This is a genomic window from Extibacter muris (assembly GCF_004345005.1).
GTDB lineage: Bacteria > Bacillota > Clostridia > Lachnospirales > Lachnospiraceae > Extibacter > Extibacter muris.
Genome location: NZ_SMMX01000004.1, coordinates 261,694 through 287,728 on the forward strand (window position 1 = coordinate 261,694; position 26,035 = coordinate 287,728).

Annotated in this window: 34 protein-coding genes and 1 pseudogene; 11 read left to right on the forward strand and 24 right to left on the reverse strand. The window is 51.0% G+C overall.

Features of this window, described 5'->3' with window-relative positions; all coding sequences use genetic code 11:
• Positions 1–34: 34 nt before the first annotated feature.
• Positions 35–310 (forward strand): chorion class high-cysteine HCB protein 13, encoded by a 276-nt coding sequence (locus tag E1963_RS06845; protein WP_132276549.1) that lies wholly within the window; start codon positions 35–37, stop codon positions 308–310.
• Positions 311–397: 87 nt separating this feature from the next.
• On the opposite strand, the gene E1963_RS06850 is transcribed toward E1963_RS06845, so the two are convergent.
• The 5 genes from E1963_RS06850 to E1963_RS19630 all read right to left on the reverse strand — a co-directional run bounded on the left by E1963_RS06850 (position 398) and on the right by E1963_RS19630 (position 4,213).
• Positions 398–1,234: a MetQ/NlpA family ABC transporter substrate-binding protein gene (locus E1963_RS06850; protein ID WP_132276551.1), complete on the reverse strand. Its 837-nt coding sequence runs from the start codon at positions 1,232–1,234 to the stop codon at positions 398–400.
• 17 nt (positions 1,235–1,251) lie between these two features.
• Positions 1,252–1,911, reverse strand: a complete 660-nt coding sequence (locus E1963_RS06855; protein ID WP_132276553.1) for a methionine ABC transporter permease — start codon at positions 1,909–1,911, stop codon at positions 1,252–1,254.
• Positions 1,898–2,935: a methionine ABC transporter ATP-binding protein gene (locus E1963_RS06860; protein WP_132276555.1), complete on the reverse strand. Its 1,038-nt coding sequence runs from the start codon at positions 2,933–2,935 to the stop codon at positions 1,898–1,900. The genes E1963_RS06855 and E1963_RS06860 overlap by 14 nt, the downstream gene beginning before the upstream one ends.
• Before the next feature lie 136 nt (positions 2,936–3,071).
• Positions 3,072–3,983: a LysR family transcriptional regulator gene (locus tag E1963_RS06865; protein WP_132276557.1), complete on the reverse strand. Its 912-nt coding sequence runs from the start codon at positions 3,981–3,983 to the stop codon at positions 3,072–3,074.
• 86 nt (positions 3,984–4,069) lie between these two features.
• Complete coding sequence (locus tag E1963_RS19630; RefSeq protein WP_167482136.1) at positions 4,070–4,213, reverse strand: hypothetical protein; 144 nt, start codon at positions 4,211–4,213, stop codon at positions 4,070–4,072.
• A gap of 127 nt (positions 4,214–4,340) precedes the next feature.
• On the opposite strand from E1963_RS19630, the gene E1963_RS06870 reads away from it, so the two are divergent.
• A complete protein-coding gene (locus E1963_RS06870) occupies positions 4,341–4,886 on the forward strand; it encodes a hypothetical protein (protein WP_243117614.1) in 546 nt (181 codons plus the stop codon).
• Entirely contained in the window at positions 4,846–5,121 is a 276-nt protein-coding gene (locus E1963_RS06875; protein WP_132276559.1) for a hypothetical protein, read from the forward strand. The genes E1963_RS06870 and E1963_RS06875 overlap by 41 nt, the downstream gene beginning before the upstream one ends.
• An 85-nt stretch (positions 5,122–5,206) precedes the next feature.
• Here E1963_RS06875 and E1963_RS06880 read toward each other — a convergent pair whose 3' ends face one another.
• Both E1963_RS06880 and E1963_RS06885 read right to left on the reverse strand, forming a co-directional pair.
• Positions 5,207–5,683, reverse strand: coding sequence for an acyl-CoA thioesterase (locus tag E1963_RS06880; protein WP_132276561.1), 477 nt, complete (start codon positions 5,681–5,683; stop codon positions 5,207–5,209).
• A complete protein-coding gene (locus E1963_RS06885; RefSeq protein ID WP_145964169.1) occupies positions 5,680–6,159 on the reverse strand; it encodes a hypothetical protein in 480 nt (159 codons plus the stop codon). The genes E1963_RS06880 and E1963_RS06885 overlap by 4 nt, the downstream gene beginning before the upstream one ends.
• Before the next feature lie 180 nt (positions 6,160–6,339).
• Here E1963_RS06885 and truA point away from each other — a divergent pair, with 180 nt between their 5' ends.
• Complete coding sequence (gene truA, locus E1963_RS06890) at positions 6,340–7,077, forward strand: tRNA pseudouridine(38-40) synthase TruA (RefSeq protein WP_132276565.1); 738 nt, start codon at positions 6,340–6,342, stop codon at positions 7,075–7,077.
• 166 nt (positions 7,078–7,243) lie between these two features.
• On the opposite strand, the gene E1963_RS06895 is transcribed toward truA, so the two are convergent.
• The 3 genes from E1963_RS06895 to E1963_RS06905 all read right to left on the reverse strand — a co-directional run bounded on the left by E1963_RS06895 (position 7,244) and on the right by E1963_RS06905 (position 8,735).
• A complete protein-coding gene (locus tag E1963_RS06895) occupies positions 7,244–7,678 on the reverse strand; it encodes an RbsD/FucU family protein (RefSeq protein WP_132276567.1) in 435 nt (144 codons plus the stop codon).
• Positions 7,659–7,940 carry an aldo/keto reductase gene (locus E1963_RS06900; protein ID WP_132276569.1) on the reverse strand — a complete coding sequence of 94 codons (282 nt, stop codon included), beginning with the start codon at positions 7,938–7,940 and terminating at the stop codon, positions 7,659–7,661. Before E1963_RS06900 ends, E1963_RS06895 begins: the two co-directional genes overlap by 20 nt.
• 141 nt (positions 7,941–8,081) lie before the next feature.
• Positions 8,082–8,735 (reverse strand): GntR family transcriptional regulator, encoded by a 654-nt coding sequence (locus tag E1963_RS06905; RefSeq protein ID WP_167482137.1) that lies wholly within the window; start codon positions 8,733–8,735, stop codon positions 8,082–8,084.
• A 213-nt stretch (positions 8,736–8,948) separates the two neighbouring features.
• Between E1963_RS06905 and E1963_RS06910 the strand changes: the two genes are divergently transcribed.
• Both E1963_RS06910 and E1963_RS22570 read left to right on the forward strand, forming a co-directional pair.
• A complete protein-coding gene (locus E1963_RS06910) occupies positions 8,949–9,698 on the forward strand; it encodes an NAD(P)-binding domain-containing protein (RefSeq protein ID WP_132276573.1) in 750 nt (249 codons plus the stop codon).
• Positions 9,699–9,733: 35 nt separating this feature from the next.
• A pseudogene (locus E1963_RS22570) lies at positions 9,734–11,016 on the forward strand (four-carbon acid sugar kinase family protein).
• A 78-nt stretch (positions 11,017–11,094) separates the two neighbouring features.
• On the opposite strand, the gene E1963_RS06920 reads toward E1963_RS22570, so the two are convergent.
• The 6 genes from E1963_RS06920 to mtnA are packed head-to-tail and all read right to left on the reverse strand — an operon-like array spanning position 11,095 to position 16,584.
• Positions 11,095–12,084 (reverse strand): bifunctional HD family hydrolase/N-acetyltransferase, encoded by a 990-nt coding sequence (locus tag E1963_RS06920; protein ID WP_132276575.1) that lies wholly within the window; start codon positions 12,082–12,084, stop codon positions 11,095–11,097.
• Between the two features lie 4 nt (positions 12,085–12,088).
• Positions 12,089–12,493 carry a secondary thiamine-phosphate synthase enzyme YjbQ gene (locus E1963_RS06925; protein WP_132276577.1) on the reverse strand — a complete coding sequence of 135 codons (405 nt, stop codon included), beginning with the start codon at positions 12,491–12,493 and terminating at the stop codon, positions 12,089–12,091.
• Positions 12,494–12,508: 15 nt separating this feature from the next.
• A complete protein-coding gene (locus E1963_RS06930; RefSeq protein WP_132276579.1) occupies positions 12,509–13,366 on the reverse strand; it encodes a patatin-like phospholipase family protein in 858 nt (285 codons plus the stop codon).
• A gap of 19 nt (positions 13,367–13,385) precedes the next feature.
• The gene (locus E1963_RS06935) at positions 13,386–14,654 is read right to left on the reverse strand and encodes an amidohydrolase (protein ID WP_132276581.1); all 1,269 of its coding nucleotides are present in this window, start codon (positions 14,652–14,654) and stop codon (positions 13,386–13,388) included.
• The gene (locus E1963_RS06940) at positions 14,651–15,496 is read right to left on the reverse strand and encodes a purine-nucleoside phosphorylase (RefSeq protein ID WP_132276583.1); all 846 of its coding nucleotides are present in this window, start codon (positions 15,494–15,496) and stop codon (positions 14,651–14,653) included. The genes E1963_RS06935 and E1963_RS06940 overlap by 4 nt, the downstream gene beginning before the upstream one ends.
• Positions 15,493–16,584: an S-methyl-5-thioribose-1-phosphate isomerase gene (mtnA, locus tag E1963_RS06945; RefSeq protein WP_132276585.1), complete on the reverse strand. Its 1,092-nt coding sequence runs from the start codon at positions 16,582–16,584 to the stop codon at positions 15,493–15,495. The genes E1963_RS06940 and mtnA overlap by 4 nt, the downstream gene beginning before the upstream one ends.
• Before the next feature lie 253 nt (positions 16,585–16,837).
• Between mtnA and E1963_RS06950 the strand changes: the two genes are divergently transcribed.
• From E1963_RS06950 to E1963_RS06960, 3 genes are all read left to right on the forward strand, one after another.
• A complete protein-coding gene (locus E1963_RS06950) occupies positions 16,838–18,472 on the forward strand; it encodes an ABC-F family ATP-binding cassette domain-containing protein (RefSeq protein ID WP_132276587.1) in 1,635 nt (544 codons plus the stop codon).
• 210 nt (positions 18,473–18,682) lie between these two features.
• Complete coding sequence (locus E1963_RS06955) at positions 18,683–19,282, forward strand: TetR/AcrR family transcriptional regulator (protein ID WP_132276589.1); 600 nt, start codon at positions 18,683–18,685, stop codon at positions 19,280–19,282.
• The gene (locus tag E1963_RS06960) at positions 19,260–19,766 is read left to right on the forward strand and encodes a flavodoxin domain-containing protein (RefSeq protein ID WP_132276591.1); all 507 of its coding nucleotides are present in this window, start codon (positions 19,260–19,262) and stop codon (positions 19,764–19,766) included. The genes E1963_RS06955 and E1963_RS06960 overlap by 23 nt, the downstream gene beginning before the upstream one ends.
• Before the next feature lie 53 nt (positions 19,767–19,819).
• On the opposite strand, the gene trpS is transcribed toward E1963_RS06960, so the two are convergent.
• Both trpS and E1963_RS06970 read right to left on the reverse strand, forming a co-directional pair.
• Positions 19,820–20,824: a tryptophan--tRNA ligase gene (gene trpS / locus E1963_RS06965; protein ID WP_132276593.1), complete on the reverse strand. Its 1,005-nt coding sequence runs from the start codon at positions 20,822–20,824 to the stop codon at positions 19,820–19,822.
• Positions 20,825–20,842: 18 nt separating this feature from the next.
• Positions 20,843–21,703 (reverse strand): histidine phosphatase family protein, encoded by an 861-nt coding sequence (locus tag E1963_RS06970; RefSeq protein ID WP_330570731.1) that lies wholly within the window; start codon positions 21,701–21,703, stop codon positions 20,843–20,845.
• Between E1963_RS06970 and E1963_RS06975 the strand changes: the two genes are divergently transcribed.
• Positions 21,678–22,154: an S-ribosylhomocysteine lyase gene (locus E1963_RS06975; protein ID WP_132276597.1), complete on the forward strand. Its 477-nt coding sequence runs from the start codon at positions 21,678–21,680 to the stop codon at positions 22,152–22,154. The genes E1963_RS06970 and E1963_RS06975 overlap by 26 nt on opposite strands.
• A gap of 21 nt (positions 22,155–22,175) precedes the next feature.
• Here the strand turns inward: E1963_RS06975 and E1963_RS06980 are convergent, their stop codons facing one another.
• The gene (locus E1963_RS06980) at positions 22,176–22,619 is read right to left on the reverse strand and encodes a GNAT family N-acetyltransferase (protein WP_132276599.1); all 444 of its coding nucleotides are present in this window, start codon (positions 22,617–22,619) and stop codon (positions 22,176–22,178) included.
• A gap of 81 nt (positions 22,620–22,700) precedes the next feature.
• Here E1963_RS06980 and E1963_RS06985 point away from each other — a divergent pair, with 81 nt between their 5' ends.
• Complete coding sequence (locus E1963_RS06985) at positions 22,701–22,973, forward strand: DUF6198 family protein (RefSeq protein WP_132276601.1); 273 nt, start codon at positions 22,701–22,703, stop codon at positions 22,971–22,973.
• Between the two features lie 142 nt (positions 22,974–23,115).
• Here E1963_RS06985 and E1963_RS06990 read toward each other — a convergent pair whose 3' ends face one another.
• The 5 genes from E1963_RS06990 to E1963_RS07010 form a co-directional block, all read right to left on the reverse strand.
• Complete coding sequence (locus E1963_RS06990) at positions 23,116–23,601, reverse strand: GNAT family N-acetyltransferase (protein WP_132276603.1); 486 nt, start codon at positions 23,599–23,601, stop codon at positions 23,116–23,118.
• A gap of 22 nt (positions 23,602–23,623) precedes the next feature.
• Positions 23,624–23,989: a GNAT family N-acetyltransferase gene (locus E1963_RS06995; RefSeq protein WP_243117615.1), complete on the reverse strand. Its 366-nt coding sequence runs from the start codon at positions 23,987–23,989 to the stop codon at positions 23,624–23,626.
• A gap of 11 nt (positions 23,990–24,000) precedes the next feature.
• Positions 24,001–24,849, reverse strand: a complete 849-nt coding sequence (locus tag E1963_RS07000; RefSeq protein WP_132276607.1) for a hypothetical protein — start codon at positions 24,847–24,849, stop codon at positions 24,001–24,003.
• Between the two features lie 12 nt (positions 24,850–24,861).
• Positions 24,862–25,383, reverse strand: coding sequence for a cysteine hydrolase family protein (locus E1963_RS07005; RefSeq protein ID WP_132276609.1), 522 nt, complete (start codon positions 25,381–25,383; stop codon positions 24,862–24,864).
• A gap of 164 nt (positions 25,384–25,547) precedes the next feature.
• Positions 25,548–26,024 carry an SAM-dependent methyltransferase gene (locus E1963_RS07010; RefSeq protein ID WP_132276611.1) on the reverse strand — a complete coding sequence of 159 codons (477 nt, stop codon included), beginning with the start codon at positions 26,022–26,024 and terminating at the stop codon, positions 25,548–25,550.
• Positions 26,025–26,035: the final 11 nt, after the last annotated feature.

Here is a 26,035-nt window from a genome sequence, read left to right on the forward strand (position 1 = left end):
GTAGTGTAAATAACATATATGGAGGCTTTCAATTATGAGCGATTTAAGTGCAACAAACTGCGGATGTGGTTGTGAATCAAGATGTGGTGGAGACTGTGGCTGCGGATTTGGCGGCAACAGCTGTATCTGGATTATCCTGTTACTGTGCTGCTGCGGCGGCTTCGGCGGTAATGGCTGTGGCAATGGCTGTGGCGGCGGATGCGGCAATGACAGCTGTATCTGGATCATCCTGTTACTCTGCTGCTGTGGCGGCTTCGGCGGCAATGGCTGCGGAAACGGCTGCGGAAACGACTGCGGATGTGGATGCTAATCTGACATTTAATTGAATATGGAAAGGGCTGCCACTTCGTTGTGGCAGCCCTCTTTTCTTTATGCCCATGGCAGGCTTCTTAACTTCCTATTCATACGGGATGACCGCCCCGTCATATGTCTCTTCTATATATTTCCGGATGTCATCGGATTTGAGAACTTCTACCAGCGCTTTTATCCCTTCCTTCTCCTCGTCCCCCTTTTTGACAGCGATGATATTGACATACGTCCTGGCCGCCTCTGAATCCGATGTCTCATATGCCAGCGCGTCTTTTGCCACTGAATACCCTGCCTCCAGCGCATAGTTTCCGTTTAGCACGACGTAAGCAGTCTCTTCCACGACCCTGGCAATCTGTGCCGCTTCCAGCTCGACTATCTTCACATTGTGTGGATTGTCGGTGATGTCGTTCACCGTCGCATCAAGCCCCGCACCATCCTTGAGCTTAATAATTCCATTATCCTGCAGAAGCAGCAGCGCTCTTGCCCCATTTGTCGTGTCGTTGGGTACCGCTATGCTGTCACCATCCTTGATGTCATCCAGGCTTTTCTTCGTACCCGCATAGATGCCGAACGGCTCGTAGTGAATCTCTTCCGCCGCGGCAAGATGAGTCCCCTTCTCTTTGTTAAAGCTTTCAAGATACGGCGCGTGCTGAAAGTAATTGGCGTCAAATTCACCGCTCTCGACGACTTCGTTCGGCTGCACATAATCGTCAAACACGGTCACTTCAAGGTCATATCCCTTCTCTTTGAGCAGCCCCTTCGCCTCTTCCAGTATCTCGGCGTGGGGCGTCGCGGAGGCGGCCACTTTGATCGTCTTGTCCTCAGAACCCTTCGGCTCTGCTTCATTGTCTCCCGATCTGCCGCAGCCTGCCAGCACCCCTGCTGCCAATACTCCTGTCAATAAGATTGCTACTATCTTTTTCATGATTATTTCCTCCATTTCTACTTTCTTTTATCTAAACGGGAAGCAAATGACATGCCTGCCGTTTGGAACAGCTGTACTAATAGGACGAGCAGGACAACGGTTGCGACCATGATATCTGTCTGATAGCGGTAATATCCGTACCGTATGGCTATGTCACCCAGTCCTCCCCCTCCGATCGTCCCGGCCATCGCCGAATATCCGAGAATCGTACCTGTGGCGATGGTGGCGCCTGTAATAAGTGACGTCCTCGCCTCCACGAGCAGCACTCGCCTGACAATCTGCATATTCCCTGCTCCCATGGCCCTGGCGGCCTCGATCACCCCGGCATCTACTTCCTTCAAGGAAGATTCCACCATCCTGGCGATAAACGGGACCGCCGCGACGACAAGCGGCACTACGGTCGCAGAAGAGCCATAGCTCTGCCCCACGACCAGGCGGGTAAATGGGATGAGCAGAATCAGCAAAATCAGGAACGGAATGCTCCTCACGATGTTGGCTGCTGCATCCAGCACCTTGTACAGTATCCGGTTCGGCCTGATGCCTTCCCTGCCGGTTACCGCCATAAGCACCCCCATAGGAAGGCCAAACAGGTAGCCTGCCCCGGCAGACAGCACCGTCATATATAGGGTTTCTTTCACTCCTTCTGTTATCATAATAAAGATGTCACTGCTCCACATCTTCCTTCACCTCCTCAGCCTCCAGCCCCCGATGAGACATATATGTTTTCATTGCTTCTATATTAATGCTGCCAGGAGCGAATTCCAGTATCATCTCCCCTTTAGCCACACCACCTATATTCTTCGTATCTGCCCTCAGTATGTTGACCGGCTCCCGGAAGGCCAGAATCATATTGGCAATGACCGGTTCAAAGGCTGAATTTTCCGAAAAGACTACCCTTATCCGTCTGCCGCTACGGATCTCCTCTTCCGGCCGTCCGTATCTTTCCTGCATATCCCCGCCTCTGTCGCTGCGGATAAGCTCTCTGGCAGCCGCGGACCTGGGATGCGCGAAGATATCTTCCACCTTCCCCTCCTCCTCTACCTGTCCTCCTTTCATGACAGCGACATGCGTACATATCTCCCTCACGACAGCCATCTGGTGCGTAATGACTACGATAGTGATTCCAAATCTTTTGTTGATGTCCTTCAGAAGCTCCAGTATAGATGAGGTCGTCTGCGGATCCAGAGCGCTCGTGGCCTCATCGCACAGCAGGATTTCAGGGTCGGAGGCAAGCGCCCTCGCGATAGCCACCCTCTGCTTCTGCCCGCCCGACAGCTGAGAAGGATACGCTTTCCGCCGCTCTTCAAGCCCTACCAGCTCGAGCAGCTCAGCCGCTCTCTTTCTGGCCTCTTTCTTTCTCTTTCCCTGTATGTATAGAGGAAAGCATACATTCTCCAGGACGGTTTTCTGCATGAGCAGGTTAAAGTGTTGGAATATCATTCCAATGCGTTCCCTCTGCCTGCGGAGCTCTCTTTCGGACAGGCTGCCAAGAGGCCGCCCTCCTATGAGAACCCTTCCTCCTGTCGGGCGCTCCAGGAAGTTCATGCATCTTACAAGCGTGCTCTTTCCCGCCCCGGACATTCCGATGATGCCATATATATCACCATCTCCGATCGTCAGGCTCACCTCCTTAAGCGCGTCCACCCTGCCATCTTTGGAACCGAATGTTTTACATAGGTTTTCTATCATTATCTCTGACATCTTATCACCCTTTTTTGTTGAATTTGTAGATATTGATACTATATCATCCTGCCGGAAAATGTGTTAATTCATAAAAAATACAGCTGGCTATAGTCTGTAACTATAGCCAGCTGCCCTTATAAGTCCTGCTCTATCATTACCTGAGCTCTTTATCCCTGAACTTCGCAATTTCTTCCAGATATTTCTGCCCGAGAGGGCTGATGTTCACGCCTTTCCTGGCGAGGTATCCTATGGACATCTTCTCGTCCGACTTAAGCTTTACGGTGCAGTAATCGGAGCCATACAGTTCCTCGCATATAATGCCGGAGCAGAGCGTATACCCGTCCAGCCCCACCATCAGGTTCAGGAGCGTAGCCCTGTCATTGGCTTTGATGAGCCGTTTATATTCATATGTGCTCAGCACTTCTTCTGCAAAGTAAAACGAATTATAATTCCCCTGTTCAAAGGAAAGGCACGGATACTCTTCCAGCTCCTCCAGTGCAATCTCCTTCCGGCCGGCCAGGGGATGCCCTTTCCACATGAATACATAGATGCCGCATACGAGTATCTCGTGGAATTCCAGGTTATATTCATGGAACAGCTTCGTCAGCACATTGCGGTTGAAGTCATTGACATAGAGGATGCCTATCTCGCTTCTGAAATTCTTCACATCTTCTATGACTTCGTACGTCTTCGTCTCATGGACGGCAAATTCATACTCGTCCATCCCGAACTGCTTTACCATCTCTACGAATGCATGCACCGCGAACGTATAATGCTGCATCGATACGCTGAATTTCTTTTTTGTCTTTTCTTTCGCGATGTATTTGGATTCTACGAGCTCATATTGTTCCACGACCTGCCTTGCGTATCCTATAAATTCTTCGCCTTCCGGCGTGACGGATATCCCCCGGTTCGTCCTCCGGAAGATGTCTACGCCGATCTCCTCCTCCAGTTCCCTGACAGCCGAGGACAGGCTCGGCTGTGATATGAACAGCCTTCTGGCCGCCTCGTTGATGGAACCTGCATTTGCCACAGTGATGGCATATTTCAATTGTGTGAGTGTCATATAAGATTCTCCCATCTGCTTTTGCTACGTGTCATATGGCTAAATATAGCACGTATCGCCGGAAGGTGCAAATGGATCCGGGCCGATTACTTTCTGCTGCCGCTGTCATCCCGGTTTTCCGCGTGTTCCTCTTCTTTTTTATCCTTATCATCGTTAACCCTGTTTTTCAACATGCAGTCCTCGTCTATCTCATAGATTGCATTCCCGTCAATGATCAGTTTCCGGTTCATATGCCATATCCCTCCTGTTCTCCTGCTCATTGTTATTATATGGAAAATATATAGATTAGTTTTCCCCGTTTTCATATTTCTACTCTTACCCACATATATATTTACAACGTTATAAAAAGGAGTGCTTATGGAACGTAGACCTCCAAAACCCATGACTCCGTTTGACAATATGGTGACTCCTCCTTATCTATATACACTAAAGCTGATGCTTCCATACACTCCTTCTTCTAACCAGAGGTTTCTCGCCATATATATCAAATTTCTGGAATTCCGCTATACGATGGATTATTTCCACGGCTTTCCGGAGCGGGGCGCCGCAAGGAGCTCCGGGAAAGGCTTCGCCCCTCTCGGAATGTTCGAGGACCTCAAGCCTTACATGGCCCCGGAAGAAAAAGAAATGATGGATCAGATGGAAATGATGATGAATATGATGGAAATGGTCCAGAGTACCCAGGCCGCGGACGGCAGCAGCGGCGCGTCCGGCGGCTTCAATCCCATGGACATGATGATGGGCATGATGGACCCGGAACAGCAGGAAATGTTCCAGACCTACAGCAATATGTTCGAATCGGACATGGCGCAGGCATATAATAACAGTAACGAAAACCCTAAGAAAGAAGGAGAAGAAAGATATGAACGAATGGATGAACAATCCGGCCATGAAGAACCTTGACCCGCTGAAGCTTGAACTGATCAAGACGGCAGCTAAACAGACGGAAGGAAAATCAGGCAAGAACCTGGCCCCGGTACTTATGGCGCTCATTACGAATGCGAACAAGAAGGGAATCCAGTTCTCTCCAGATGAGATTACACTGATACTCGAAATACTCAAAGAAGGAAAATCAAAACAGGAAAAAGATCAGATTGACCAGATGCTGAAGATGGTCATGGGATATATCAAAAAATAGGATGACATGAAACTGACGCCCGGAAGGGATGGATGGCAGAAATCCGCCTCCCCCTCCGGCGTATATGTCCAGGCTTCTGTCTACATCAGAAGCCTTCTTCCTTCCTCATCATCCTGATCTCTCTTCTTTTCTTGGCCTTCTCCCACTCTTCCCTTTCCTCGCCGCTTTCCAGGATGAGCCTTGGAACCGGCGTCGGATGGTCTTCGCCGTCCAGCGCGACCATGGTAAAGAACGCATGATTGATTGGCGTGCGTTCTCCGCTCAGCGACTCCACGTAACTGTCTACCTTTACTTCCATGGAAGTCTTGCCTACGTAGGTCACCTTGCCGATAATGATGATCACGTCCCTCTGGTATGCACCTCGAAGGAAGCGCAGGTTATCGACCGATGCGGTGATAACATTCATTCTTGTATGGCGTTTGCCTACCAGCCCCGCCACTTCATCTATCCACTGCATGAGCATGCCGCCGAACAGACGGCCCGCTGCATTCAAATGGTTCGGCCTGACCATATGGACGGTCTCGACCACTGATTCTGATACTTTTCTGCTCTCAGCTTTCATTCATGACACTCCAATCCGCATTCTTTGGCAAGTCCTGTGTAACAGGCAAGCGTTTCCCTGTTTTCACAGAATACCGGAAATTCCATATTATAATTTCCCCAGATTATGGCTTTTTTATGAGCAAAGTAAAAAGTGGAGAACAGCCAGCCTGTGACCGTAATTTCCAGAAGAACCTCCATGATCTCCCTGTCCGCACGATAGTATACCTGCCTGCTGCCGGTCTCCATCCTCCGCAGGACAGCCATCTGGCGGCTGTCAAGCCCTGACAGGAACTTCTGTTTCTGGTCCTCTTCCAGAACCGGATAATAAAAGTCCGCATAGGCGGCATCTTCATTTACTGCCAGAATCCTGTCAAAATAAGCCGTCATCTTCTCTCTGCTGCCGGCAGATATGATGACAGACTCAAATGTTTCAAATGCCTCTTGTACGTTGCCTGCCCAGAGGCAGCCATGACGCATGAGTTCTTCTTTTGCCATGGAGCGTACCATATGCATTCCCCTTTCTTCTGCAACTTTCTACAATTTCTTGCCAAGCCCTTTCATTATATCATAAGATCTGGTATACTTAAACTGATTTTTCATGTACTGGATTACATACGAATGAACAGCATAGGTTACCAGGCCACATTTATATAGAAGATAAGGAGCGGAAGAGATATGAGGAACATCAGACTGACGATAGAATATGACGGAAGCCGGTACCAGGGCTGGAGCCGCCTTGGCAAGGAGGAGTCCAACAACACGGTGTCGAATAAGATCATAGAAGTGCTGCGCAAGATGACGGACGAGTATATCATCGAGCTGAACTGCGGCTGCCGGACAGAGGTAGGCGTACATGCATATGCACAGGTAGCCAACTTCAAGACAGGTTCGGATATGGATATATTAGGAATCAAGCATTATCTGAACCGGTATCTTCCGATGGACATTGCCATCACCAACGTAGAAGATGTGCCGGACCGTTTCCATGCGCAGCTTAACGCCACATCCAAGACTTATGTGTACCGAATGACGATTGACGATGTGCCGAGCGTATTTGACCGCAAGTATACATACCACTGCTTTAAGATTCCGGACAAGAAGCTCATGCAGCAGGCCGCCCTTCTGTTCATCGGCAAGCATGACTTCAAGAACTTTTCCACTGTGAAGAAGAACAAGACTACTGTGAAGGAAATATTTGAGATCGAAGTGTACGGTGATACGGAAGAGATGCAGATCCTCATACATGCAGATGATTTCCTCCACAACATGGCCCGCCTCGTCGTCGGCACGCTTCTGGAAATCGGTTTTGGAACACGTAAGAAAGAAGATATCGAGGAAATCTTTGCCGGAACCAAGCCGGTCAGCGTCCCCTGCGATCCAAAGGGGCTGTACCTGCAGGAGGTTTCCTATTAAACAGACCAAAAGGGACGTGGAACATCCGGACATATCAGACGCAGGGCTTATTGCCCGGTCTCTGTCCCGTGTAATCCACGTCCTTTTGCATACCGCTATATACAGGCCGTCAAGCCTGGAGCCGCCTGCGGCCCGGTCCGGCCACATTCGCTGAGGCCCGGCTCATTCAGACGACGCCTTTCTGCAGCATAATGTTGGCAAACAATGCCCCTTCGCCGGTGGCGATGATGGCATATGATTCCTTCGCCATCTTTATAAATTCCGGTTTTTCTATCGTCCCTGCCACAGCACCTCCACACTCGTCATGCTTTCCGATGATGACCTTAAAGATGTCCCAGATTGGCGTCTTTACATCTTCTCCATCCGGTACCTCCATAAGCATGACCGGCTTGTCCGTGGAATGGTCAAGCGGGAACAGCTTCAGTATGGCATCCAGAATCTCGGGGACCGTATGGCCGTCGCACCTTATGACGATACCGTCCTTTCCGACAGACTGTGCGGGAAAGTTGCCGTCGGCAATGACCAGCCTGTCTCCGTGCCCCATCTCGCTTAATACTTTCAGCAGTTCAGGGGATATTATTTTAGGTATTCCTTTTAACATAAAGCTCTACATCTCCTCTTCCGGAACGATCTCTATCCAGTATCCGTCCGGGTCTGCGATAAAGTACACGCTCTTCTGAATGTCCGGCTACATAGGCAGGAGCTGTATCTACAAGCGTAATCCCCATATCGATCGCTGCCCTTACACATTCTACCGCAGGCTCGTCGACGATGCCGCCCCAGCCGGAGCCGCCCATTGCCCATGTTCCGAGACCTACTCTTGTAATCTCCAGCCCATCTACGGCTGCCTTGAAATATTCCATAATCTGTTCCTCTTTATATCTGTATTCCGGTATACCGGTTGATTCATGAGATAATCATATTAAATCATTGCCATTCTGTCAACCGTTTTTGTGTATTATCTATATCTTCTACGACTCATTTTGTGCATTATGTACATATTCTTAGCTGCGTTCCCCGAGCATAATTTCTTTCGGCCTCTCCATATGTGCCACGATTGCATTGTTGACAGCTTCGATGTCACCTGATTTCATAGATCTTATGATATCTTCGTGCTCCCTCAGCGTCTCCGCTACACGGCCAGGATGCATCAATGATGAGATTGCCATGTTCCTGATACGATGGATATACATGCCGAACATCTCATCAAATGCAGAGTTGCCTGCATAGGACACGAGCATCAGATGAAACTGGTTGTCACACTCGACAAAGCGGGTCATATTATTATCCTCCGCCGATTTGACGAGCTTCCCCATAAGCCCTTCCAGATCCGTGAACAGCTCTCCGGCTTTGTCTGAATCTGCCTCTCTCGCCGCAAGCATCGCACAGTATCCTTCGATTGCGGTGCGGACTTGAAACGTCTCTACGATATCCCTCACTTCCATTTCATGCAGCATAAACCCTTTGCTCGGTATGATATCGATATACCCCTCCTGCACAAGTCTCTGCACAGCATCTCTGAACGGTGTCCTGCTGATGCCTATCTCGGCAGCGATCTTTGTCTCGGAATAGATTTCCCCAGGTGTAAATTCATTGTTCAGGATCTTCTCTTTCATGTACTCATATGCCTGCATCTGCAGTGGCTTCAGTAGCTTCATCGTGGTTTCCCCCTCAATATTCGTTCTATAGTAAAGCATATAATAATTTCTGTCAGCGGGTCAAGTTTCTTCTCCCTAAAACATGCACAATAATAGATGATGATATATAGTAAATATTATGAAATTCCTATTTTTCCATTGATCGGTATACCGGTATTTGTTATCATGCTATTATGATGCAGGTTGCATATGCAGCGGAAAGGAATATAAACTATGGACAAAATCGGTTTTATCGGCCTTGGAATCATGGGGACTCCAATGGCATTGAATTTACTTAAGCACCACGTAGAGCTACATGTATATGATGTAAGGGAATCGCTCTCAGACCGTCTCGTCTGTGAGGGCGCTGTCAAGTCCACTCCTGAGCGGATCGGAAGTACATGTAATGTCATATTTCTCATGCTCCCAAACGGCGGCATCGTAAAAGAGGCCTTATTTGCCGAAGGTGGTGTCTGCACGGCCATCGCCCCCGGAACCGTCGTCTGCGACATGAGCTCTGTAGCGCCGGAGGACTCCCACTACTGCTTCCGTCTCCTTCAGGAAAAGGGCTGCTTTTTTCTGGATTCGCCTGTAAGCGGAGGAGAGCCGAAAGCGGTTGACGGTACGCTGTCCTTTATGGTCGGCGGCGATGATGCGACATTTCACAAAGTCCTCCCCTATCTGGAAATGATGGGCTCCAGTGCTCTTCTTGTCGGCGGTACGGGTAGCGGAAGCATCGCCAAGCTGCCGATGATTCTGGAACGCAATTTTAAACCGGGCGGCCCCATCTACATCAATCACAAGGATATTAAGAATGTAGTAGAAGAAGCGCACCTGATCGGCACTCCGATACCGCTCACTTCCCAGCTCTTTGAAATCATGCAGGTCATGAAGGTAAAAGGGCATATGGGAGAAGACCACGGCGGGATTGTACAGTATTTTGAAAATCTGGCCGACTGCAAGGTACAGAAACGGGATATCTGAACTGTAAGGGAAAAGGAAGAGAGGAATGAACAGCCATGAATACAGATGTACTGAACGAATATCAACGGCCCGACGAATCAGCGGCCGACAGGCTGCTGGCAGATGAGATAGCATCATTTCAGGGGAAGATCGTCGTGCTGGACGACGATCCGACCGGGACGCAGACGGTCCACGGCGTCTCCGTGTTCACACGCTGGGATTACGGCAGCATAAGAGAAGGCTTTGAAGAACAGGGAAAGCTCTTCTATGTCCTGACGAACTCCAGAGCGCTCTCCTCTGCGGAAAGTGCCGCGGTACATGAGGAGATTGCCCGTACGGTCCACCAGATCTCCGAGGAGGCAGGCACCCCTTATCTCATCATAAGCAGGAGCGACTCGACGCTCCGCGGACACTATCCGCTTGAGACGGAAGTACTGAAGGATACATATGAGACATATGCCGGCCATACCATCGACGGCGAGGTGCTGTGCCCGTTCTTCAAAGAAGGGGGGCGCTTCACCATAGACAATATCCATTATGTAAGGGCCGGGGACGAGCTTATCCCTGCTGCCGAGACAGAATTTGCCAGGGATACCACCTTCGGATATGCTTCTTCTGATCTGAGGCAGTATGTAGAGGAAAAGACAGAGGGCCGGTACCCCGCCGGCGATGCCATATGCATTCCGTTGCGCCTGCTCCGCAATGCGGATACGACCGGCGTCGAATCACTTCTGCTCTCAGCGTCGGATTTCCGGAAGATTATCGTGAACGCAGCCGACTACTGCGATCTGAAGGTGTTCTGCACGGCATTGTACCGCTCATCCTGATCGGATCCTACACCGGCAAGACGACAGCCCAGCTTGGCATGCTGGAAGGGTTGGACGGAATCGAGCTGCTGGAATTTAACTCGGACCTTATTACCGACCCGGAGGCCCTTGAAACGGAACGGCAACGGATATTGTCCCTGGCCTCCTCCTGCATCCGTGAAGGCAGGCATGCGGTCATCTATACGAAGAGGAAGAAGCTGATATATGACAGTGACACGAAGGAAACCGTCTTAAAACGTTCTGTATCCATATCAGATGCCCTGCAGTCCTTTGCCGTGCAGATAGATACGGCACCCTCCTTCCTCATCGCCAAAGGCGGCATCACTTCCAGCGACATTGCCACGAAAGCGCTGCATATCAGGCATGCTGTGGTGCTCGGCCAGGTGGCACCCGGCATCCCCGCCTGGGAGACGGGGCCCGACAGCCGGTACCCGGGCATCCCCTATATCATCTTCCCGGGCAATGTAGGCGAGGCCGGCACGCTGAAACACGTCATCTCCTTTTTTGTGTAGATATATTCAGACGTGCAGGATAATGTGTAAGCACAATCCTGCACGTTTTCTTGTCTAGTGAAGCGTCCTGCTCCCTTCCTAGCCGTCTTTCCTCTCCTTTTCCATCAATACTTCCTGCCTTCTTTCGTCATGCGTAAAGCCGTATCTCTCGTAGAACGCTCCCGCGTCTTCTGTGTGCAGCACCCCGTGCAGGCTGCCCACATCCTCCATGACAGCATCCATCAGGAGCGTGCCAAGTCCTTTCCCCCTGTAGTCCTCGTCGATAATCACATCCATCAGATAAAAGGTAGTGGCAAAGTCGGTAATAATACGGGCATATCCGACCATGTATCCTTCTCTGTCATACACGCCATAGCAGACAGAACCTTCCATCGCCTTCCTGATCATCTCTTCAGAACGCGTCCCGGCCCAGTACGACTGGCGCATCAACTGTACGATGCGTCCAAAATCCAGCTTTTCCTTGTCCCTGCTCACATGGAACGTTTCTGTTCCGCCGTGCTTTTCCGCCCTCTCTTTCGCTATCTTCTCGATGCTGCCCTGTTCTACAGCCTTCCTGAGCTGCCTCGTATAAGGGAATGCCTCTGCCTCCATCTGCCCGTATGTAAGCTGGAGGTCATATTCCAGTGGCAGCCATGTGCCGATCGGAGCTTCATTATGCTGTATGAGGGCTTCCATCTTGTCAAGCGCATGGACAAGCTTAGCCTCTCCTGTCCTGCCCGCCTCCAGCTCATCAAAGAGGGCGTCAAGCCTCTTTCTTCTGTCCGCCGGAAGCATCTCCGTTACACGCCGTACGGCGCTTTCCTCCGTCTGGCGGTCCTCTTCCTTCTTCTCGAAGCATGGGATATCTCCGGTGACAGCTTCTCCCAGGTCATGGAACAGGCACATCTCCATCACCTTCTCCTTATCCAGATCCGGAAACTCCTCCTGCACAAGCCATGCAAAGACACAGAGACGGTACACGTGTTCCGCCACGCTCTCCCTCCGACCGCCGGATGTGAAGGAGTGCCTGACCGTACATTTAAGCCGCTCCGCCACAGACATGAAATCCAATAACGTCTTGTTATCCATCCTATCAGCCCTCTATAATCTTTACATAGAATCTCCGGTTTCTTGGACCGTCAAATTCACAGAAGTACAAGTCCTGCCAGATGCCAAGCAGCAGATCTGCGTCGTGGAGAATCAGAGTCTGGGAAGGGCCAATGAAGCTCGTCTTGATATGTGCATGGGAATTGCCTTCCACATGCTTATAATAGTCTGCATCCGTCGGCACCGCGCGTTCCATGCCGCAGAGCATGTCATGGACGACGTCCGGGTCGGCATTTTCATTGATCGTGAACCCTGCCGTCGTATGTGGCGAGTACACGACCACGATGCCCTGTTCCAGCCCGCTTTTTCTGATATCTTCACGTACCATGTCCGTCACTTTGGACATCTGCTGTGCCCCTTTTGTTGAAATGCTGTGTTCATATAGATACATCTTTTTCCCTCCTTGTTATCTGTCGAGATACTCCATCAGGTTTCCAAATTCCCTTTTCATGAGATGATAGCCGTGCTGATAGAATTCCATAAGCGTGTCGTAGTTCTTTTCCAGCCGCGATACGGTCGGAATAAGCGGGCGGAGTACGAAGATCCTCCCTTCCTCTTCCATCTGTTCGACGAGGCGCATCGCTTTGTTGTATTCAAAATTCCGCCGTATCGTCGTCCTGACGAGGTTCGGATACTTCCGGTAGGCCCGGCGGTATACATTGGCCAGCGCCTTTGAAGTCATCTTCTTGCGGTACCCCGGATTCCTTGTCAGCATGAGGACAATCTTCTCATTGCCGAGTTCTGACGCCCTCTTCACAGGTATGGAATCGGCCAGTCCGCCGTCCAGGTACGGAATGCCGTCGATATTCACGATAGGCGAGACGAGGGGCATGCTGCTGGATGCCCGGCACAGCTTCATGAGCCTCACTCTGTCTCTGTCCTCTTTCATATATTCTGCCTGTCCGGTGACACAGTTGGTCGTCACGATCTCGCACTCCATATCGGAGGCAAAGTATGTGTCGAAGTCAAATGGAAAAATCTCATTCGGATATTTGTCAAACACCATGTCCATATCGAGCAGGCTCTTTTCTTTTATGAACTTTGCAAATCCATGGTAGTAGTCATATTCCTTCTCTTTGTGTATCATACAGTCCCTCGTCCTTCCGGGCTGCCTTGATACGTAATCCACGCCGTTGCACGCTCCCGCTGAGACTCCTATGACATGTGACAGATACACGTCCCTCTCCATGAGATAATCCAGTGCGCCTGACGTGAATACGCCCCTTGTGGCACCGCCTTCCAGTACGATCGTCGCTTTCTTCATCTATACTCCTCGCTTTCTGTTACCGCATACGCCCGATGATTTCATTTGCCTTTGCATACACTTCCTCCGGTTCTGCTCCTATATGGAAGGTCCCGTTCTCATACAGCACGTTCCCATTAACCATCGTAAGCACTATATTCTGCTTGCTGCCGCTGTATACGATATTTTTCGTAATGTTGTTCAATGGCTGCATGTTAGGCTGGTGCAGATCGATTATGATCAGGTCTGCGCATTTGCCTTCTGCCAGCACATCACAGTCCTTAAGGCCCATGGCATGCGCCCCGTTTACCGTCGCCATCCTGAGCACCTCCGCCGCGTCAACGGCAGACGCATCGTGCTCCCTGAGCTTGGCAAGCCCTGTTACGAGGAACATCTCCCGGAACATGTCAAGGCAGTTATTGCTTGCCGGCCCGTCTGTCCCGATGGCAATCGGAATCCCTTTATCCATCATCTTCCTTATCGGTGCGATGCCGCTGGCAAGCTTTGTGTTGGATCCGGGATTCGTCACCACATACAGGCCCTTTTCCGTGAAGATATCCAGATCTTCCTCTGTCATATGCACGCAGTGGTAGCCGCCTCCGCCGTAATCATAGATGCCAAGGCTGTCAAGCAGCGCGGTCGGCGTCTTGCCGTATCTGCCGATACACTGCTCCACTTCCTCCCTGGTCTCTGAATTGTGCAGATACACCGGCGCCTTATACTTGCGGGCCAGCCCCGCAAGCCCTTGAAGCAGTTCCATCGACGTCGTATACTCCGCATGGGCCCCGAAGCAGAAGCTGATAAGCTCATGATAGGAATTCAGCTCCTTATACCACTGTTCTTCCTCCTTCAGCGACTGGCTGAAATTGTTCATGGCGCCGCAGAGCACGGTCCTGAATCCGCAGTCTGCAGATGCTTTCGCGACGCTGGCGGGATCCATATACATGTCAAAATTGGCTGTGATGCCGCTCGTCACATATTCCATGACCGCCAGCCTGGACAGATGGTACATATCGTCCGGTGTAAGCTTTGCCTCCATCGGGAATACCTGTTTGTCCAGCCAGTCCAGAAGGGGCAGGTCATCTGCGTACGACCTGAGGAACGTCATGGCGGAATGTGTATGGGCATTCTTAAAGCCAGGCATCACCACATTGCCTTTTACATCGATTTCCCTGTCCCACACGGTCTCTGTATCTTTCCGGGGACCTGTATAGGTGATATGGCTGCCCTTTACCCATACTTCCCCTTCCTCTATGCCGGACCCCGCCTGCATAGAAAGGATTCTGGCATTGTAAAGCCTTATATTCATGATATGTCCCCCTCGTCCAGCCTGTTGACTATGGCTGTCAGCAGAGAGCGGAACCGTCCGCTCACGACATCTTCCACCTGGTTGACGTCTTCCGTCACATCGTGGTCAAGTACCCTGTCCGCACTCAGATTCGTCGCCAGGGACAGGCAGAGGACGTCCATCCTGCAGTGGGCTGCCGTAATCGCCTCCGGGACGGTGGACATGCCTACCATATCCGCACCGAGAAGGCGCATGGCCCGGATTTCTGCCGGCGTCTCAAACTGTGGTCCGGGTGCGAAAAAGTAGGTTCCCTCCTGAAGAGAGAATCCAAGCTCTACCGCCGTTTCTTTCGCCAGCTTGCGCAGCGAAGGCGTATATACGTCGTTCATGCTGAAGAACCGCTCACCGAATTCCGGGATGTTTTCCCCACGCTGCGGGGATACCCCGCACAGGTTGATGTGATCCTTGATGACACAGATATCGCCGGTCTCAAAGTTGAGATTGACGGCACCTGCCGCATTCGTAAGAATCAAGGTGCGGATGCCGAGAAGCTTGAATACGTAGACCGGCATCCTGAGCTCTTCAAAGCTGTACCCTTCATAATGGTGGAACCTCCCTGCCATGCAAAGTACCCGCCTGTTCCCGAGCGTGCCGCACACAAGCTTGCCGGCATGTCCCGGTGCTGTGGAGACGAGAAAACCCGGGATATCTTTATAGAATATCTCTGTCTTATCCATAATCTCATTTTCAATCTCACCGAGGCAGGTACCGAGGACGACACCGACGGTTGGCGGCGTCCCGATCCGTTCTCTTATATGATCCGCGATTTTCCTGTAGCATTCATAGTCCGGTCTTTTCTTCATCTTCTTATCTCCTTCTGATCAAACAATCTTCTTATACTTTCCTCATACGGTGCCTCCAGTATGCCTTCTTCTGTCACGATACCGGTTATGAGGCTGTGGTCTGTAACATCAAATGCCGGATTATAGCACTTTACGCCGTCCGGCGCCATCGGATGCTTATAATACTTCTTCTTTATCTCTTCTTCCTCTCTCAGCTCGATTTCTATCCCGTCACCTGTAGTACAGTCCATATCTATCGTGGAGGAAGGTCCGAGCACATAAAATGGGATGCCGTAATACTTCGCCAGGACCGCGACGCCGCTCGTTCCGATCTTGTTCGCCGTATCTCCGTTGGCAGCCACACGGTCGCAGCCTACGAAGCAGGCCTGTACCCATCCGTTTTTCATGACGGTAGCAGCCATATTGTCGCAGATGAGCGTCACATCGATCCCTGCCTGCAGCAGCTCATAGGACGTAAGCCTGGCCCCCTGGAGCAGCGGCCTCGTCTCATCTGCATATACTTTGAACTTCATGCCGCGCTCCGCCCCGAGCATGAGCGGGCCGAGCGCCGTTCCATAGCGGGAAGTCGCAAGCGGTCCCGCATTGCAGTGGGTAAGGATGCCGTCGCCTTCCCGGATAAGGCTCAGGCCATATTCAGAGATGGCCCTGCACATGGCGATGTCTTCTTCCTGTATGTTCCGGCACTCCCGGCCAAGCACGTCAAGAACTCCGCCGCGGCCCTCCTGCATATGTGCCCTGGCCGTCTTAAGCATCCTTCGGATGGCCCAGCTTAGGTTTACTGCTGTCGGCCTGGAGGAATCGAGGTAGTCCCCGTAAGCCGTAAGCTCTCTCATAAAGGTATCCATATCCTCCGCCTCTATCTGCCGGGCCAGGCAGTACATGCAGCAGGCCGCGCATATTCCTATGGCCGGCGCGCCGCGCACCTTCAGATTCCGTATGGCATCATACATCTCCCCGGGTGTTCCAAGCTCCAGCAGGACCTTCCTTGCCGGAAGTTCGGTCTGGTCTATGATGACGACTTTTTTCCCGTCGCTGCTCAGCCCTACATTTTCAGCCTTGCCATACCCTGTCGCTTTTGTTCCGTCCATGATGGCTTCCACCTCCTATCTGTATTTTCAAGGTTTTTGCCTAAAATGTCAACCCATAGCTTAAGCCTTGCTATTTCCTTACATATTTGATAATATAAGCAATGGAACGTCCGTGTATACTGGCGACGTGCAGCTTAATCAACAGCACCTGGCCTTCCCCGGAAGAAATGATATGCGTTGTCTATGTGTTGAATTTCCTGCGGGCGCGGAAGGTGCACATTGAAATCAGATAAAATATAAGGAGATAGATAGTATGATAAGCACAAGCAACATAACACTCCGGGTTGGAAAGAAGGCTTTGTTTGAAGACGTCAACATCAAGTTTACAGAGGGCAACTGCTACGGCCTCATCGGCGCCAACGGAGCCGGAAAATCCACTTTCCTGAGAATCCTTTCCGGGCAGCTGGAGCCTTCCAAGGGGGAGGTCATCATCACTCCCGGGGAGCGTCTTTCTTTCCTGCAGCAGGACCATTTCCAATACGATGAATACATGGTCCTGGATACGGTCATGATGGGGAACGCCAGGCTGTATGAAATCATGAAGGAAAAGGAAGCCATCTACGCCAAGGAGGACTTTACAGACGAGGACGGGATCAAGGCCAGCGAACTGGAAGGTGAATTTGCGGCCATGAACGGCTGGGAGGCGGAATCCGACGCCGCAACCTTGCTGAATGGCCTCGGCATCGACGCAGAGATGCATGGCAAGATGATGAAGGACCTGAATGGACCGGAGAAGGTAAAAGTCCTCCTGGCCCAGGCATTATTCGGCAACCCGGACATCCTTCTGCTCGACGAGCCCACCAACCATCTGGATCTGGATGCTATCGCATGGCTGGAGGAGTTTCTCATCAATTTTGACAACACGGTTATCGTCGTGTCCCATGACCGTTATTTCCTGAATAAGGTATGTACACAGATAGCAGACATAGATTATGGCAAGATCAAGCTATACGCCGGCAACTACGACTTCTGGTACGAGTCCAGCCAGCTGCTCATCCGGCAGATGAAAGAAGCGAACAAGAAGAAGGAGGAGAAGATCAAAGAGCTGCAGGAATTCATCTCCCGGTTCAGCGCCAATGCATCCAAATCCAAGCAGGCTACCTCAAGAAAACGGGCGCTGGAGAAGATACAGCTGGACGATATCCAGCCGTCCAGCCGCAAGTACCCGTACATCGACTTCCGCCCGAACCGTGACATCGGCAACGAGGTGCTGACTGTCGAAGGCCTGAGCAAGACGATCGACGGAGAAAAGATACTGGATGACATATCATTTACCCTGAACCACGATGACAAGGTAGCTTTCGTCGGCGGAAACGAACTGGCCAAGACGACACTGTTCCAGATACTCTCCGGCGAGATGGAGCCGGATGAGGGAACGTATAAATGGGGCGTGACTACATCCCAGGCCTATTTCCCTCTGGACAGCGGAAGCGAGTTTGACAACGACTATACTATCGTCGAATGGCTGACCCAGTATTCCGATGAAAAAGACGTCACCTACGTGCGCGGATTCCTTGGACGTATGCTCTTCTCCGGCGAGGACGGCGTCAAGAAGGTGAAGGTCCTCTCGGGAGGTGAAAAGGTACGCTGCCTGCTGTCCAAGATGATGATATCCGGCGCCAACGTCCTCCTTCTGGACGAGCCGACCAACCATCTGGATATGGAGTCCATCACGGCACTCAACAACGGGCTTGTCAAATTTCCAGGCGTCCTGTTGTTCAGTTCACGCGACCACCAGATCGTCCAGACGACGGCAAACCGTATCATGGAAATCGTACCGGGCGGAAAACTCATCGATAAGATTACGACATACGATGAATACCTGGAGAGCGATGAGATGGCGAGAAAGAGACAGACCTATTCCATACAGAGCGAAGAAGATGACTAAATTTTGAAAGGGGTCAGCCCCCTGCTGCGGCAGGGGTCTGACCCCTTTGCAAATTCATCGAATTATCTGACAATAATCTTTACTTTTCTATTTATTCTTTTATATCCTTTACGTAAAAATATGCTTGCAAATTTTATATGCGCATTATATAATTAGTTTATATAAATAATTTATATAACTCATTTATCTGCGAAAGGCGGTATAATACATATGCCAAGACAAAGACTTACGAAAGACATGGTTGTCAAAGCAGCTTTTGACCTGGCTCGGGAAGGCGGTCTTGAGAACGTGACGGTAAAAGGGATTTCCCAGAAGCTTGATTGTTCTGTGCAGCCTGTCTATTGCTATTGCCGCAATATGAGCGGCCTGAAGCAGGATGTCATCGATTATACAGGCAGCTATCTCCGGAGCTTCATCACCGAACGGCTGGATGTAAATGACATGTTCCAGAGCATGGGGATGGCCCACGCACAGTTTGCCAAGGCGGAACCCCACCTGTACCGGCTGTATTTTTTGCGCAAAAGGGATGATATCCACTCTTTTGAAGATATATATAAGAAGGAAACCAATCCTCAGATTGCAGAATTTATCGCCCGGCAGCTTGGCATATCTATAGAGAAGGCCCGGCAGCTTCACCTGAATATGCTCATTTACAATACCGGCATATCTTTTATCCTTACTGTCCTTGGCAGCGATACCGATATCGGACACGTTCAGGATCTGCTCACCCAGGCAAAGGATATATTTACCCATTCCATAATAGCTGACAGCAAACAGGAGGAACCTAATGAAAACAATCGTACTTTTTAATTCAAAGACAGGATTTACCAAGAGATATGCCGAATGGCTCGGGGAAATGACCGGCTGTACCGTAATGCCATTTGAGAAGGCCGTATCCTTGGACCTCACGCCGTATGGCACCGTCATCTTCGCCTCCTGGTTCCATGCAGGGATGATACAAAAGCTAGGTTCATTCAAAAAAATGAATCTGAACGGCAAGAACAGGATTGTCATGGTAACAGGAAGCAATCCGCCCGGTCTCGCTGAGACTGATACAGCCATTCAGAATAATTTTAAAAACGACGGCGAAAAATACAAAGTATTCTATCTGCCCGGAGGCCTAAGTTATGAAAAAATGGGAATCGGTGATAAGATAATGATGGCTGGCTTCCGTAAGATCATCAAAAAAGCAAACGGCGAAGACAGCGACATGTACAAAAGGATATCACATTCTTATGACAATACTTCTAAAGAATATTTACAGCCGCTTGTAAGTTATCTGAATAGTCTTTGAATTTGCAAAGGGGTCAGCCCCCTGCCGCGGCAGAGGGCCGATCCCTTTCAAAATTATCGTATTTTGTCTGGAAATCCGACTTTTTTCTGTACTTTTCTTAACGTCTTATTGGCAAAATACTGTGCTTTTTCTGCATTTGCTTTTATCACGCCGTCGATATAGGATTTGTCTTTTTCCAGTCTGGCCACTTCATCCTGCAGCGGCTTCAGGACAGATACCGCTGCTTCTCCGACTGCCATCTTGAAGACTCCGTATCCTTTGCCGTCAAATTCGGCAACGACTTCTTCCGGTGATTTCCCGGTACAGGCACTGTATATGTCGATAAGGTTCTTGACTCCGGGCTGTTCATCCCGGTACAAGATCTGGGCTTCCGAATCTGTCACCGCCCGTTTGCACTTTCTCATTACCGTATCCGGGTCGTCCATCAGGTAGATGCTGGCGTTTGGATTCTCATCGGATTTGGACATCTTTTTAGCCGGATCCTGCAGGCTCATGATCTTGGCCCCTACCTTCCCGATATATGGCTCCGGCACGGTGAACACATCGCCGTATATATTATTGAACCGCTCCGCGATGTCCCTTGTGAGTTCCAGATGCTGCATCTGGTCAATGCCGACAGGTACGACATCCGCCTGATAGAGCAGGATATCCGCTGCCATCAGTACCGGGTAGGTAAACAGCCCCGCATTGATATTGTCTGCGTGCTTCGCCGACTTGTCCTTGAACTGCGTCATACGGTTCAGCTCTCCCATATACGTAAAGCAGTTCAATATCCACGTCAGCTCCGCATGTCCGGATACATGCGACTGGTAATAGATACAGTTCTTCTCCGGGTCAAGTCCCGCAGCGATATAAAGCGTAAGCAGTGCCCTCGCCCGCTTCCTGAGCGTGGCCGGCTCCTGCCGCACGGTGATGGAATGCATGTCTACCACGCTGTAGAAGCACTCATATTCATCACTCAGAGCCACCCAGTTCTTCAGCGCCCCCAGGTAATTGCCGAGCGTCAGGTTCCCCGTCGCCTGCATGCCGCTGAATAACACTTTCTTGTCATTGATCATCTCTCTAATCCTCCCTGTCTATTCTTCCCATGGTGCCACTTCATCCTCATAATACACCACATTCTCCGATATGATATGTGCCCTGCCGCGGGACACTTCCACTTCCGTGACCGCACAGTTCTTATGGACCCCTACGCCCCAGTAGTCTCCTAAGGGCCTGCCTTTTATATTGTTCAGGATTCCAGCAAGCGCTGCGCCGTGTGTCGTCACCAGAACGACGCTGTCCTCAAGCTCATCCTTCTGGAAAAGCTCTGCCAGGAATTCGCCGGTCCGTCTCTTCACATCCGCAAATCCTTCTCCCCCTGCCGGGACTATATAATGCTCCGGATCATCAAAGAAACGCTGGAACTCTTCCGGAAGCTCCCACCCCTTTTTAGAACAGCACTTGCCTTCATACGCTCCGAAAGCCATCTCTTCGATACGCTCCTCTTCAATGACCGGAACCTTTCTGTCCCCAAGTATGATCCGTGCCGTCTCTGCCGCCCTCCCGAGCGGGCTTGTATAACATATGTCAAAGGGGACATCCGCGAGGCCTTTAGCGGTCTCTTCCGCCAGATGCCTGCCGAATCCGTTCAGGGGAATATCTACCTGCCCCTGGATGCGCCTTGCCTTATTCCAGTCTGTCTCCCCATGTCTTACAAAATATATCTTCATCTCTGCTGCCTCCTGCCTTCCCCCGGGCTTCCGGAACCCGCTTATACGGTCCGCCGGGGCTACTTTGATAGTATAGCACATCTCCTGCCGTTTTTCATAGAAAATTACGAAGAAAAGTGCTATAATACGCGTAGTGCCGGATTCTGCAGCCAGACGCATCTGCAAGACGGCGCAAGTACACGCAAAAAGGAGCATTGCCATGGATAAGATTACTAGCTTTACCATTGACCATACGAGATTGGTTCCCGGAGTATATGTATCAAGGAAGGACCGGCCGGGCGGACAGACGATTACGACCTTTGACCTTCGTTTGACAAGGCCGAACTATGAACCCGTCATGAACACGGCAGAAATGCATACGATCGAACACCTTGCGGCTACTTTCCTGCGCAACCATGCAGAATACGGAAGCCGTACGGTCTACTTTGGGCCGATGGGCTGCCGCACCGGTTTCTATCTCCTTCTATCGGGAGACTATGAATCCCGTGACATTGTACCACTCATGAAGGAGCTGTTCTCTTTCATCGCCGGTTTTGAAGGCGCTGTCCCGGGTGCTTCCGCAGATGACTGCGGAAATTATCTGGATATGAATCTTCCGATGGCAAAATATCTCGCCGCCAGATATGTGGAAGAAGTGCTGGATGGCATAACGGACCGGCAGCTCATCTATCCCTGATCGTACGTCTGCCAGATGTCCCTACTTTAAGATGTACCATCCTTCTTCCTTAATAAAACCGTACTTTTCATATACCGGCCTGCCGGGCTCCGAGGCCAGGAGCCGCACTTCTCCTGCCCCGGCTTTCCCGGCCTCCTCAACAAGCATGTCCATGATCTCAAATGCCAGTCCCCGCCTGCGGTAGTCCGGGCTCGTAAACATATTCGCAATATAAGCCACTTTGCCAGAGGGATTGGAAAAGCCGGGCGGATATTCATAGAAGAGGACTGCTCCGGTCGCAGCCGCTACGCCGTCCTCTTCTGCCAATATCTGTATGATTCTGTTTTCTGCAAAGACCTTTTCAAAAAATGCTTTCATATAATGCTTGATCTCGACCTCTTCCTGCGCCTGCTCATGGATGAGCTGTATGCGCCTGAGCTCAATTATCAGATCAATGTCCTCTGGCGTCGCCTTCCTGTACTCCATCCTTCTCCCTTTCTATTTCTTTAGTTGCGCCAAAGCACATTTCTTTCTATAATGAATATATATCATACAAAGGAGAATGCTATGGCACTTTCATATGTCAAACGTTTCATCCGCCTCCTGGCGGGATTATTTCTCTTCGCACCTGGAACCTGCTTCATCGTCCAGGCAGAAATCGGCCTGGCGCCATGGGATGCTTTCAGCATGGGACTTTCCCATGCCACAGGCCTGTCATTCGGCGATATCGTAATCGTCACCGGCATCCTCATCGTCGATTATGCGATGCACGAGCAGCTTGGCTTCGGAACCATACTGAATGCCCTTCTTATAGGAAAATTTATGGACCTGATCCAGTGAGGCCATCTTGTTCCCAAGATGGAACATTACGCCAGCGGCATTAGTATACGTTCAAGCTCCTGCGCTTTGATGTGACCGCAGTGCACCACGAAAGCCTGCTAGATACGCTGATCATCTGGAAAGGCGGGAAATGCAGAGAGGATTAAAGCTCTGCCGCCCGCCGGAGCGTATCTCCGGCGAGCCGGTAGCCGCTCCATTCCTTCATCTGTTCGGCTCCAAGCGACAGGTAGAACTCTATGCTTGGCTCATTCCAGTCCAGGCATGACCATTCAAGCCTTCCGCAGCCCCGCATCGTGGCAATTCTTGCCAGCTGTGCAAGCAGCGCCCTGCCGTACCCCCTGCCCCTCTTGTCTTCCAGTACGAACAAGTCCTCCAGATATATGCCCGCCCTGCCTAGAAAAGTGGAGAAGTTGTGGAAAAACAAGGCAAATCCGACTTCCTGCCCTTCTGCCACCGCAAAGAGGACTTCTGCCTTCTTCTTGTCAAATATCCATTCCCTGAGCAGCTCTTCCGTGGCCACTACATCCTCCGTCATATGTTCATAATCTGCCAGCTTCTTTATGAAATCCAGTATAAGTCCCGTATCTTCTCTCCCGGCAGTCCGGAAGGTTACGTCCGTCTTATCCATCCTTTTACCTCCTGTCCTTATCCTATCTATCCTCCCGGCTCATACCGGTCATATGGTGGGGAGCCATATCCTGCTGCCGGCCCTGCGTCCAATCCAAACTCCGAAGCTTTCTGCCAATCCCCTCCGACCTCCGTTCCGCCTTCACATACACGGTCGTCTCCACCGCCCAGTCATAGGCGGCCCTGTCCTTAAATGCAGCCACATAGGCATATCCTGTAATCTCACCATCTTCCTCCGCCAGAAGATAGGGATATCTTTCCTTCACTTTGCCCATGCGTTCCATAAACTCGTTGATAGACGGTACTTCATATTCAAATGTCACTGCCGTATGCTCTACATAATACGCATATATCTGAAGCAGCAAAAGTGCATCTTTTTCTTCTGCCATCCTTATGATCATTATCTGTACCTCTTCTTTTCGCCAATGCCGGACAGCTTAAGGATACCATACAAGACGAATAGTGCCGCACCACCCGCTAGTATCCATTTCCCGCAGCCAGCAAGCGTGTCTGCCGACACTGTCACCTCGCTCCCCGCCATCTCTCTGCCCAGTTCATCTGCCGCTGCCGTAAGCAGCGCCGGAAAGGCATAACCTGCCGCGCTTCCGGCCACGATGCCGCAAAGCCCCAGATGGAAAAGGAAACGGCCCTTTGAAAGCCGGAGCAGTACGATTCCAAATGCTGATATGAAGACAATGGCAATTGCCGCCGTCCTCGCCTCCTCAGATGTCATAACCGCGTACAGCTTAGCCGCCTGCTTCTGCTGTCCTGTCATTTGAGACAGCGCCTCGTCTGCAGCCACGCCAAGCTCCGTCTCCAGCTCGCTGCCGGCCGACTCGGCCGCACTTTTCAGGACGGCCCTGGGCAGGCCGCCAAGTTCTACGCCAAAAGCTTCTGCCACGGCATCTATATTGTCGTCTACTGCTTTTTCCATATACGATGACACGTCAGGAGACGAAAACGGCGTCCCGTCCGCCGCCGCATATGCCAAGGCATCCATATAATCGCCGACCAGCGCCCGGAGGTTTTCATCCTGGCTTATCTTATCGGCGGCGTCTTCTATCTGTGCTTCCGTGGCGTCCGGAAACATGGCACGGACGCCATCCCCTATCGTAGAGGCGACGGCCTTCTTGACAAGCGCATCTGTCGCTATCTCTGCACAGATATCCTTCACAGACATGCCCGCCAGTATAAATACAGCCGCCAGCACCAGAACCGCATCCAATATAACGCTGATTACCCTTTTCATACCCTGCTCCCCTTATTCATCCAGTACCTTGATCTGGCATACCTTCATCGCCTCCAATGCCTGACGGTGGCTCTCTGGCGTCACACCCGCGCAGCACGCCGCATCTACGATAATCTCCGTCTCCGGAAGAAATGCTTTGACTATCATTGCATTTGAGATGACACATATGTCAGTACACAATCCGACAAACGTGACAGACTCTACCTTTTCCCTGCTGTCATACTCCTTGAGCATCCGTCCGAGCTCCACGCTTCCAAAGGCAGGCTTGTCGATCGGAACCTCCTTGCACAGCGCCTTTATCTTCGGACAAAGCTCCCATCCTTCTGTCCCCCTGATGCAATGGGGCACCGGCAGCTTCTTCCCCTCCAGCGTCTTCAAGTAATCGCTTTCATGCGTATCCTGCGTGTAGAGTACCCGGCCGTCAAAACTCCGGATCCTCTCTGCCACCGCCGGGACGATACCCACGGCCTCCTCCGTTCCAAGCGCGCCGTCCACAAAATCGTTCTGCATATCTACTACAACAAGTATCCTCATAACAGCATCTCCTTTTCACAACCTGTATCCATCGTCTTTTCCATAATATCATATCCTGCCGTCAACTTCCAGATGGCAGGATCAAAAAGAAAGCGGAAAGAGATATCTCATGACATCTCTTCCCGCTTTCGATCTTCGGCCTGATTCTCCAATTCAGCAATTATCTAAAAGTTAAACTCCTCTTCCCATGCAAAATCTGCCGACGCCTCTATACTTTTCGGCCAATGGCCGCACCAGTCCGGAACCCCTGGCTCTTCCACCCTGTCAAGGCTCGGTGTGTACGGCTTTATGTCAAGCACCGGGCTTCCGTCATTCGCATCCGTGTACGCAATCTGCACAATGCCGTTTTCATAGTCTATGCCTATGACCTCAGACGCGGTCAGAGCTAAAGGATTGGGCCGTATCGGCGACCTGGTCGCAAAAACTCCCATTACATCAGGTGCTTTTTTATACGGCTGTTCCGCCGTAAGGACAGCTCTTGCCTCATCATTGTCAAAGCCGCTGAACCACCAGATGACATTCACATGGCTGAATCCCTCCAGGGCGGTAAGCGCCTGGAAGTACTCTTTCTGAATCTCAATAAACGTCCCTTCTTCATTGCTTCTGATTATCCCGACAGGATGCACTTCAAATACTGCCATAATTGTTCCCT

Excerpts from the sequence above, each read along its gene's own strand:
- E1963_RS06985 (WP_132276601.1), top strand. The coding sequence starts at position 22,701 with ATGGCACTTTCATATGTCAAACGTTTCATCCGCCTCCTGGCGGGATTA.
- E1963_RS07010 (WP_132276611.1), bottom strand. The coding sequence starts at position 26,024 with ATGGCAGTATTTGAAGTGCATCCTGTCGGGATAATCAGAAGCAATGAA.
- E1963_RS06930 (WP_132276579.1), bottom strand. The coding sequence starts at position 13,366 with ATGAAGAAAGCGACGATCGTACTGGAAGGCGGTGCCACAAGGGGCGTA.
- E1963_RS06845 (WP_132276549.1), top strand. The coding sequence starts at position 35 with ATGAGCGATTTAAGTGCAACAAACTGCGGATGTGGTTGTGAATCAAGA.
- E1963_RS06980 (WP_132276599.1), bottom strand. The coding sequence starts at position 22,619 with ATGGAGTACAGGAAGGCGACGCCAGAGGACATTGATCTGATAATTGAG.
- trpS (WP_132276593.1), bottom strand. The coding sequence starts at position 20,824 with ATGATCAATGACAAGAAAGTGTTATTCAGCGGCATGCAGGCGACGGGG.
- E1963_RS06975 (WP_132276597.1), top strand. The coding sequence starts at position 21,678 with ATGGATAAGATTACTAGCTTTACCATTGACCATACGAGATTGGTTCCC.
- E1963_RS06970 (WP_330570731.1), bottom strand. The coding sequence starts at position 21,703 with ATGGTAAAGCTAGTAATCTTATCCATGGCAATGCTCCTTTTTGCGTGT.
- E1963_RS06950 (WP_132276587.1), top strand. The coding sequence starts at position 16,838 with ATGATAAGCACAAGCAACATAACACTCCGGGTTGGAAAGAAGGCTTTG.
- E1963_RS07005 (WP_132276609.1), bottom strand. The coding sequence starts at position 25,383 with ATGAGGATACTTGTTGTAGTAGATATGCAGAACGATTTTGTGGACGGC.
- truA (WP_132276565.1), top strand. The coding sequence starts at position 6,340 with ATGAGGAACATCAGACTGACGATAGAATATGACGGAAGCCGGTACCAG.
- E1963_RS06850 (WP_132276551.1), bottom strand. The coding sequence starts at position 1,234 with ATGAAAAAGATAGTAGCAATCTTATTGACAGGAGTATTGGCAGCAGGG.
- E1963_RS06910 (WP_132276573.1), top strand. The coding sequence starts at position 8,949 with ATGGACAAAATCGGTTTTATCGGCCTTGGAATCATGGGGACTCCAATG.
- E1963_RS06885 (WP_145964169.1), bottom strand. The coding sequence starts at position 6,159 with ATGGCAAAAGAAGAACTCATGCGTCATGGCTGCCTCTGGGCAGGCAAC.
- E1963_RS06990 (WP_132276603.1), bottom strand. The coding sequence starts at position 23,601 with ATGGATAAGACGGACGTAACCTTCCGGACTGCCGGGAGAGAAGATACG.
- E1963_RS06880 (WP_132276561.1), bottom strand. The coding sequence starts at position 5,683 with ATGAAAGCTGAGAGCAGAAAAGTATCAGAATCAGTGGTCGAGACCGTC.
- E1963_RS06935 (WP_132276581.1), bottom strand. The coding sequence starts at position 14,654 with ATGAATATAAGGCTTTACAATGCCAGAATCCTTTCTATGCAGGCGGGG.
- E1963_RS06905 (WP_167482137.1), bottom strand. The coding sequence starts at position 8,735 with ATGAAGCTACTGAAGCCACTGCAGATGCAGGCATATGAGTACATGAAA.
- E1963_RS06900 (WP_132276569.1), bottom strand. The coding sequence starts at position 7,940 with ATGGAATATTTCAAGGCAGCCGTAGATGGGCTGGAGATTACAAGAGTA.
- E1963_RS06925 (WP_132276577.1), bottom strand. The coding sequence starts at position 12,493 with ATGTATCTATATGAACACAGCATTTCAACAAAAGGGGCACAGCAGATG.
- E1963_RS07000 (WP_132276607.1), bottom strand. The coding sequence starts at position 24,849 with ATGAAAAGGGTAATCAGCGTTATATTGGATGCGGTTCTGGTGCTGGCG.
- E1963_RS06895 (WP_132276567.1), bottom strand. The coding sequence starts at position 7,678 with ATGTTAAAAGGAATACCTAAAATAATATCCCCTGAACTGCTGAAAGTA.
- E1963_RS06920 (WP_132276575.1), bottom strand. The coding sequence starts at position 12,084 with ATGGATAACAAGACGTTATTGGATTTCATGTCTGTGGCGGAGCGGCTT.
- E1963_RS06940 (WP_132276583.1), bottom strand. The coding sequence starts at position 15,496 with ATGAAGAAAAGACCGGACTATGAATGCTACAGGAAAATCGCGGATCAT.
- E1963_RS06855 (WP_132276553.1), bottom strand. The coding sequence starts at position 1,911 with ATGTGGAGCAGTGACATCTTTATTATGATAACAGAAGGAGTGAAAGAA.
- E1963_RS06960 (WP_132276591.1), top strand. The coding sequence starts at position 19,260 with ATGAAAACAATCGTACTTTTTAATTCAAAGACAGGATTTACCAAGAGA.
- E1963_RS06870 (WP_243117614.1), top strand. The coding sequence starts at position 4,341 with ATGGAACGTAGACCTCCAAAACCCATGACTCCGTTTGACAATATGGTG.
- E1963_RS06955 (WP_132276589.1), top strand. The coding sequence starts at position 18,683 with ATGCCAAGACAAAGACTTACGAAAGACATGGTTGTCAAAGCAGCTTTT.
- E1963_RS06875 (WP_132276559.1), top strand. The coding sequence starts at position 4,846 with ATGAACGAATGGATGAACAATCCGGCCATGAAGAACCTTGACCCGCTG.
- E1963_RS19630 (WP_167482136.1), bottom strand. The coding sequence starts at position 4,213 with ATGAACCGGAAACTGATCATTGACGGGAATGCAATCTATGAGATAGAC.
- E1963_RS06995 (WP_243117615.1), bottom strand. The coding sequence starts at position 23,989 with ATGGCAGAAGAAAAAGATGCACTTTTGCTGCTTCAGATATATGCGTAT.
- E1963_RS06865 (WP_132276557.1), bottom strand. The coding sequence starts at position 3,983 with ATGACACTCACACAATTGAAATATGCCATCACTGTGGCAAATGCAGGT.
- E1963_RS06860 (WP_132276555.1), bottom strand. The coding sequence starts at position 2,935 with ATGTCAGAGATAATGATAGAAAACCTATGTAAAACATTCGGTTCCAAA.
- mtnA (WP_132276585.1), bottom strand. The coding sequence starts at position 16,584 with ATGGACGGAACAAAAGCGACAGGGTATGGCAAGGCTGAAAATGTAGGG.